Source organism: Candidatus Poriferisodalis sp., assembly GCF_965204125.1.
In the GTDB taxonomy this organism is placed as follows: domain Bacteria; phylum Actinomycetota; class Acidimicrobiia; order Acidimicrobiales; family Poriferisodalaceae; genus Poriferisodalis.
This window is the reverse complement of sequence record NZ_OZ241968.1, coordinates 3393600-3401074: the sequence shown is the minus strand read 5'-3', so window position 1 is coordinate 3401074 and position 7475 is coordinate 3393600. Positions and strand designations below refer to the sequence as shown.

Annotated in this window: 6 protein-coding genes, 1 tRNA gene and 1 pseudogene; 3 read left to right on the top strand and 5 right to left on the bottom strand. The window is 68.2% G+C overall.

What is annotated here, in order from left to right; genetic code table 11:
- Nucleotides 1-83 precede the first annotated feature (83 nt).
- The 5 genes and pseudogenes from ACOGXD_RS15670 to fabD all read right to left on the bottom strand — a co-directional run.
- Nucleotides 84-314 (bottom strand): annotated as a pseudogene (locus ACOGXD_RS15670) (beta-ketoacyl synthase); the annotation flags it as partial.
- Nucleotides 315-367: 53 nt separating this feature from the next.
- A complete protein-coding gene (gene acpP, locus ACOGXD_RS15665; protein ID WP_419853812.1) occupies nucleotides 368-601 on the bottom strand; it encodes an acyl carrier protein in 234 nt (77 codons plus the stop codon).
- A gap of 106 nt (nucleotides 602-707) precedes the next feature.
- Nucleotides 708-1427 carry a 3-oxoacyl-ACP reductase FabG gene (gene fabG, locus ACOGXD_RS15660; RefSeq protein WP_419915939.1) on the bottom strand — a complete coding sequence of 240 codons (720 nt, stop codon included), beginning with the start codon at nucleotides 1425-1427 and terminating at the stop codon, nucleotides 708-710.
- 58 nt (nucleotides 1428-1485) lie between these two features.
- Nucleotides 1486-2451, bottom strand: a complete 966-nt coding sequence (locus ACOGXD_RS15655; protein ID WP_419915938.1) for a beta-ketoacyl-ACP synthase III — start codon at nucleotides 2449-2451, stop codon at nucleotides 1486-1488.
- Between the two features lie 29 nt (nucleotides 2452-2480).
- Nucleotides 2481-3665 carry an ACP S-malonyltransferase gene (fabD, locus tag ACOGXD_RS15650; protein ID WP_419915937.1) on the bottom strand — a complete coding sequence of 395 codons (1185 nt, stop codon included), beginning with the start codon at nucleotides 3663-3665 and terminating at the stop codon, nucleotides 2481-2483.
- Between the two features lie 191 nt (nucleotides 3666-3856).
- Between fabD and ACOGXD_RS15645 the strand changes: the two genes are divergently transcribed.
- The 3 genes from ACOGXD_RS15645 (at nucleotide 3857) to polA (ending at nucleotide 7421) form a co-directional block, all read left to right on the top strand.
- A tRNA-Leu gene (locus ACOGXD_RS15645) sits at nucleotides 3857-3939 on the top strand.
- Nucleotides 3940-4056: 117 nt separating this feature from the next.
- Nucleotides 4057-4632: an ANTAR domain-containing response regulator gene (locus ACOGXD_RS15640; RefSeq protein WP_419915936.1), complete on the top strand. Its 576-nt coding sequence runs from the start codon at nucleotides 4057-4059 to the stop codon at nucleotides 4630-4632.
- Between the two features lie 62 nt (nucleotides 4633-4694).
- On the top strand, nucleotides 4695-7421 hold the full coding sequence (polA, locus tag ACOGXD_RS15635; protein ID WP_419915935.1) for a DNA polymerase I: 2727 nt from the start codon (nucleotides 4695-4697) through the stop codon (nucleotides 7419-7421).
- The last annotated feature ends 54 nt before the right edge of the window (nucleotides 7422-7475 follow it).

Below are 7475 nucleotides of genomic sequence, written 5' to 3'. Positions count from 1 at the left end.
AGTACCTGGTCTTCGAAGGTCTGCAGGCCGCCGACACCGGTGCCGTAGATCACGCCGCAGCGATCCGGGTCGGTCGCCAGTTCCCCTGCGTCGGCGATGGCCTGTGCCGCCGATGCCATGCCGAGCTGGGTCGAGCGATCTGCCCGTCGAGCCTCCTTGGGATTGTCGTAGTACGGCGACGGATCGAAGTCGGCGACGCGCCGTTCGCCCTCCGGCGGCTCGGAGTTCAGCCCGTGCCAGAAGTCGTCGACGCCTGTCCCGGCGCACGAGACGACGCCGAGGCCGACGACAGCTACCCGACGGCTGGCGCTCATTGCTGAGCCCTCATTGGCCCGCGCTCACTGTCCATGACGCTGCAGGACAGGGCTCACAGTTTCGATTCGACCAGCTGGATCGCGTGGGCGACGGTGGTGACGTCTTCCAGTTCTTCCTCGTCCACGCTGATGTCGAACTCCTCTTCCAAGGCCATCACCAGCTCGACCAGGTCCAAGCTGTCGGCGTCGAGGTCGTCGGCGAAGCTGGCCTCTGGCGTGACTTGCTCGGGATCCACGGCCAGCACCTCGACGGCGCAGTCACGGAACCGATCCAACGTGTCACTCATGCTGATCCCCTCATGTGTGGGCGGTCTCCGCACGAGCCCCCGACGGCCGTGCGAATGCGCAGTGTAGGTCCCGCAGCGCTACGGCCCTGCACGGTTTGAGTGTCGCTCAATGGCCCATTCCCAAGCCGCCGTCGACAGGTATCACGGCGCCGGTGATGTACGCGCCCTCGTCGGACGCGAGAAACGCCACCGCAGCGGCTATCTCGGACGGTTCTGCCACCCGGCCCAGCGGCACCGCATCGGTGATGGCGGCTTGCTGGTCGTCGTTCAGTGCACCGAACATCTCGGTGGCCACCGGCCCGGGCGCGACGACATTCGCAGTGATGCCGCGCGAACCGAGTTCACGCGCCAGTGATCGGGCCATGCCCACCAGGCCTGCCTTGGATGCTGCGTAGTTGACTTGTCCGGCCGAGCCCAGCAATCCGACCACTGAGGACACGAAGATCAACCGCCCCCAACGGGCGCGCAGCATCGGGCGGGCCGCCCGCTTGGCCATCCGGTAGGCGCCGGTCAGATTGGTGTCGACGACCGCCGCGAAGTCGTCGTCTGCCATGCGCAGCACGAGCTGGTCACGGGTGATGCCGGCATTGGCCACCAGGATCTCCACCGGACCCAGCTCAGCCTCGATGGACCCGTAAGCGGCATCGACGGCGTCGCTGTCGGCCTGATCGCATGCCACCCACAGCAGGCGGCTGTCGTCTGGGGCCTCGGTGCGGCTGGTCACGGCTACGCGGTGGCCTGCATCGGCAAACAACCGGGCGGTGGCCAGGCCGATGCCGCGGCTGCCGCCGGTGACGAGGACGGTGCGTGCCGTTGCGGGGCGCACTCGAGGCAGGCTCGTGGGCTGATTCATCGTGAGCCGTGTGCGTGACGCTCGGGGGCGATCAGCAAGCTCGGGCGGGGGCGCCCGACCAGCGCAGCAGTGCCGAAGCCGAGGTCATGCCGGCGCCGAAGCCGACGAGCAGCACATTGTCGCCCTCGTTGATCCGGCCGCTGCGCACGGCGTCGTCGAGGGCGAGGGGGATGGAGGCCGATGAGGTGTTGCCGGTGCGCTCGATCACCATGGCGGCCTTCTCATAGGGGATGCGCAGCCGCTTGCAGGCCGTCTCGACGATGCGGACGTTGGCCTGATGGGGCACCACCACGTCGATGTCGTCGGCCGTCAGGCCTGCCTGCTTCATCGACTGGCGCGCCGACTCCTCCATCACCAGCACGGCCTTCTTGAACACCGCCTGGCCGGCCATCTGGATGTAGCCGTCGTGCTCGCAGTACAGCTGCTCTTCCATGGAGCCGTCGCTCGCGACGTGCCAGCCGAGCAGGTCGGAGCCCTGCTCGCTGCGCTCGAGCACGGCGGCGCCCGAGCCGTCGGCAAACAGGATGCAGGTGGCCCGATCGGTCCAGTCGGTGATCCGGGAGAGCACTTCGGCACCGATGACCAGCACCCGCTCGTGACCCATCGCGATCATGCCGTGACCGGCCACCAGCGAGTAGACGAATCCCGAGCAGGCGGCGTTCACGTCCATCGCGCCGCAGTCGAGGCCCAGCGCCTCTTGCACCCGCGACGACGAGGCCGGAACGCAGCGATCTGGTGTCGTGGTGGCCAGGATCAACATGTCGATGCTCGACGGGTCGACGCCGGCGACCTCCATCGCAGCGGATCCGGCTCGTGCGGCCAGGCCGGCAGTGGTGCCGCCGATGTTCCGCTGCCTGATGCCGGTGCGCTCGATGATCCATTCATCTGAAGTGTCGACCATCTCGGCCAGTTCATCGTTGGTGAGAACGCGCTCGCCGAGTGCCGTCCCGATGCCGACAATGCGCGCGCTAGATGCGTTACCCACGCTGAGCGTCATCTGTGGCCTCCCCTTCTGGTGCCGGCTGTTCAGCTGCCAGCCGGCGTCCGCAGCCACGCAACGGGCTGCCGTGCGGTGACCCGTTCGCCTTCTACGGCCATGATCCCCATGACAGTACCCGCGAACGCAGAGCGCACTTCCTCCCCGGCCACATGGCCGATGACATCGCCCACCGCGATCTGCTGGCCGTCGCCGGCACCGGCGCTGAGTGTGAAGATGCCGGCGCACGGGCTCACGATGAGGCGCTCGGTGACGTACAGGTTCTCGCCGCCGAGCACGGTCGGTGCCGACGGGGCATCGGTTGCGAGCGTCTCCATCAGCGTGTCGATCTCGGCGGGTGTGCCGACCGACATAGATGTCGCACCTCGATGCGTCCGCTTGGTCATGCCGGTCAGCACCTTGCCGGGGCCGAGCTCCACAAAGGTGGTGACGCCGGCGTCGGCCAGCGCATGGAGACTGGCGCGCCACAGCACCGGGCTGGTGAGCTGCTGTGCCAGCAGGGTTCGCCATTCGTCAGCGTCGGCACGCGGCCGGGCGTCGACATTGGCGACCACGGGAACGCTCGGGGCCCGGATCTCGACTTCGGCCAGCGCCTTGCGCAGCCGATCCCTGGCCGGCTGCATGAACGGCGTGTGGAATGCACCGCCCACGGGCAAACCCATGAGCCGTTTCGCGCCCGCCGCCTTCGCTTCGTCGCCGGCGACGGCGACGGCGTCCGGTGCGCCCGCAATCACCACTTGGCCGGGCGCGTTGTAGTTGGCGACCCAGACGTCGCCGGGCGTGGCGTCGCACGCCTCTGCCACGAGGTTGTCGTCGAGACCCAGCACGGCCGCCATGGTCCCTTCCTGCTCGTCGGCTGCCACCTGCATCGCCTCGCCGCGCTCGGCAACGAGTCGCACGGCGTCGTCGTAGGCCAAGGCCCCGGTTGCGGTCAGAGCGCTGTATTCGCCCAGCGAGTGCCCTGCGGCACACGAGAACGTCGCGCCGGTGCGCTCGACCGCATCGAGCACCACCATCGACAGCACGAACGTCGACAGCTGCGAATTGCGCGTATGGCGCAGCTCGTCGGCATCGGCCTCCAGCAGCAGCGCGCCGACATCACGCCCGCAGGCGTCGGATGCCTCGGTGACCAGCTCCCACGAGTCGTGCGCTGTCCATGGCTCGCCCATGCCTTGCTGCTGCGAGCCCTGGCCCGGGAATGTGAATGCGAGCACTCAGCCTCCTACGCAGCGCCTAGGCGGGAGACCGGGTCGGTGCTCGAACCGCAGCGCAGTGAACGCACAATGGGATTAGGGCAAAAGGGTAGGTGGCGGCCCATGCCGAGAGCGACCTTTCCGGCCACCGGCGCCGCGCCGTGGATGGCTGCCTCTCGGCGCCGCCCCTCGGTACGCTGAGCCGCTCCACGGCCCGGGTGGTGAAACGGCAGACACGGGGGACTCAAAATCCTCTGCCCTCACGGGCGTGCGGGTTCAACTCCCGCCCCGGGCACTCGACGCCTGCATGAACTTCTGAGAGGCATGACAACCCGACCGGTAGGCTGACCGATCCGCACCAGCCCGGCAGGAGCTGCCTGCTGAGCGATCCTGTCCCGCGAGGGGAGCGCGAGTGTCGAAGCGAGTCGTGATCGCAGAGGACGAGGCCATCATCCGGCTCGATCTGCGCGAGATGCTCGAGGACGAGGGCTACGTCGTGGTGGCGGAGACGGGCCGCGGCGACGAAGCCGTGGAGCTGGCACGCCAGCACCAGCCCGAGATATGCATCTTCGACATCCAGATGCCCGGCCGCGACGGCCTCGATGCGGCACGAGAGGTCGCCGGCGACCGTACTTCCGCAGTGCTCATCCTCACTGCGTTCAGCAAGCGCCATCTCATTGCCGAGGCTCGCGACGCCGGCGTGCTCTCGTACCTGGTGAAGCCGTTCCAGCGGGAAGAATTGGTCTCGGCCATCGAAGTGGCGTGGGGTCGTTTCACCGAGATGCGAGAGCTCGAGGACACGGTGGAGAGCCTCGAGGACAAGCTGGAGACGCGCAAGGCGGTGGAGCGCGCGAAGGGCCTGCTCATGGACGAATTCCAGCTCTCCGAGCGCGACGCCTTCGAGTTCATCCGGAGTACGGCGATGGCTAACCGTGCGAGAATGCGGGACATCGCCCAGCAGATCGTGGATGGACTGCTGACCCCCTGAGCCCGCTCCTCGACATGGGCAGGCTTCCGCAACCGTTACCCGCCACCGTTGGGAGAATTCCCATGTCGAAGCTCCTCTTGCTCGACGGGAATTCGCTCACGTACCGGGCCTTCTTCGCTGTGCCCGAAGACATGGCCACCCGGTCGGGGCAACCCACCGGCGCCGTGTTCGGATTCACGTCGATGCTGATCAACCTTCTGCGAGATCACCGTCCTGACGCGATCGCGGTGTGCTTCGATCGCCGGGAGCCGACGTTCCGCCACACCGCGGCCCCCGAGTACAAGGCTCATCGCGACGAGACGCCTGCGACCCTCATCGAACAGCTGGGCCTCGTGCGTCAGGTGCTCGAATCGCTGAGCATCCCGGCGTTCGACTGTGCCGGCTTTGAGGCCGACGACCTGCTGGCGACGCTGGCCTCAGAAGCGGAACAGCGCGGCGACGATGTGCTGATCGTGAGCGGCGACCGCGATGTGTACCAGCTCGTGCACGACCCCAGGGTTCAGGTGCTCTACAACCGCCGGGGGGTCACCGACTACGCGCTCTACGACGAGGCGGGCATCGCCGAGCGCACCGGCGTTACGCCCGATCTTTACGTGCAATACGCGGCGCTTCGCGGCGATCCGTCCGACAACCTGCCGGGGGTTCCCGGCGTGGGGGAGAAGACGGCCGCCAAGCTCCTCAACAAGTACGGCAACGTCGAGGCGCTGCTGGCCGCAGCCGCCGAGCAGACCCCGAAGCTGGCCGAGAACCTTGCGGCTCACGGCGACAATGTGCGGCGCAACGTCGAGCTGATGACTTTGCGGACCGACGCACCGATCGACGCCACGCCCGTCGACCTGCAATGGAGCGGGTTTGACGCCGACCTCGTGACGCGCACGTTCGAGTTCTTGGAGTTCGGCACCCTGCATGCGCGACTGCGCGACGCCTTGGCGGGCACATCGTTGGACGGTCTGCTGGTGCCGAGCGCGAGTTCCCCCGAGGCTGCCCAGCTCGCAGAGGTACAGCTGCAGCCGGTGGATGCCGAGGGTGGCGCCAGTGCCGCTGGGCTGCTGAGCAAGCTGTCGCGCCGAGACGAGCCGGTCGCGCTCGGGTTCACCGTGGAGGCTGACGGCGGCCTGGGTGTGCTGGCTGTTGCTGCCGACCCATCGCAGGGCGAGGTGCTGGCGCTCGGTCCCCACGATCTCGTTGTGCCTGAGATCGCAGCGGAATGCGCTTGCCTGCTGGGAGCTGACGGGCCAGGCGTTCACGTCCACCAGGCCAAGGAGTTGATGCGTGCGCTCGGCTGCCTGCCTGGCGATCTGGACACTGGCGCTGCGCTCGCCGGGCTGGCCGTCGACACTTCGATCGCCGCCTATCTCATCCATCCTTCAGAGGGCCGCGACGAGCTGAGCGCGTTGCTCGCCCGGCATTGCGGCATGGAGCTTGCCGGCGGCATCACCGAGGGCCAGCTGGGCTTCGACGACCTCGACGCCGACGGGCCCACCGACGGCGTCGTGGCCGGTCGTGACGCCTTGGCGGTGGCGATGCTGGCGCCGATACTCGATCAGCAGCTCGACAGCTTGGGCATGTCTGACCTGTACCGGGATGTGGAGCGCCCGCTCATCAGCGTTCTGGCTCGCATGGAAACCGCCGGCATCGGCGTCGACCGAGGCGAGCTGGAATCGTTGCGCGACCATCTCACCGGCGAGGTGTTCGCGCTGGAAGCCGAGGTGCGCGAGCTGGCCGGCCGTGACGACCTCAACGTCAACTCGCCCAAGCAGCTTGCCGAGGTGCTCTTCGAGGACCTGGGGCTGACCCCCCAGCGCAAGACCAAGACCGGCTATTCCACGAGCGCAGCGGCGCTGGAGTCGCTGCGGGGCGAGCACCCCATCGTGGACCGGCTGCTGGCGTTCCGGGAAGTGGAGAAGCTGCGCTCCACCTACGGCGTCAGCCTGCTCGAGTGCGTCGAGCCCGACGGACGCATTCACGCCACGTTCAACCAGACGGTGGCGCGCACCGGCAGGCTCAGCTCCGAAGACCCAAACCTGCACAACATCCCGGTCCGCACCGAGCAGGGCCGGCTGTTCCGGCGTGCATTCGTGCCGGCCGAGGGCTGCGAGCTGCTGATCGCCGACTACAACCAGATCGAGCTGCGGGTGATCGCCCACCTGTCCGGCGATCCGGGCCTCGTGGGCGCCTTCGAGGCAGGCCACGACATCCACAGCGCGACCGCCGCATCGCTGTTCGGCATCGGCCCCGCCGACGTCGACCCGCGGCAGCGGTCGGTGGCGAAGATGGTGAGCTACGGCCTGGCCTACGGGATGGAGGCGTACGGCCTCGGCCAGCGACTCGGGGTGCCCACCGGCGAGGCGGCTGAGATCCTGGACGCCTACTTCGAGGCGTTCCCCAAGGTGCGCTCGTTCATGGACGGAGTGGTGGCGCAGAGCCGCGAGCGGGGCTACACCGAGACGGCCTTCGGCCGGCGCCGCCCGCTGCCCGAGCTGACATCGCGCAACTTCCGGGTACGCCAGGCCGCCGAGCGGCAGGCCATGAATGCTCCCATCCAGGGGCTCGCGGCCGACATCTTCAAGGTGGCGCTCATCCGGCTGGACGAGGCGCTGCAGGCCCGGTCCGCAGCCAGCCGGCTGGTGCTGCAGGTGCACGACGAGGTGATCCTGGAAGTGCCTCCTGCCGAAGCCGCCGAGGTGACCGAGCTGACGGTCGACGTGATGCGCAATGCCGCCGAACTGGCGGTGCCGCTGGAAGTGCATGTCGCCACCGGCGCCACCTGGGCAGACGCCAAGGGCTGACCCGCGAACAGGCCACGTCTGAGCGCTCTGGGCCTGATGGCCGCTGGCGCCGGT

What these genes read in the sequence shown, in the direction of transcription:
- polA (WP_419915935.1), top strand. Translation starts at nt 4,695, where the DNA reads ATGTCGAAGCTCCTCTTGCTCGACGGGAATTCGCTCACGTACCGGGCC.
- ACOGXD_RS15655 (WP_419915938.1), bottom strand. Translation starts at nt 2,451, where the DNA reads ATGACGCTCAGCGTGGGTAACGCATCTAGCGCGCGCATTGTCGGCATC.
- acpP (WP_419853812.1), bottom strand. Translation starts at nt 601, where the DNA reads ATGAGTGACACGTTGGATCGGTTCCGTGACTGCGCCGTCGAGGTGCTG.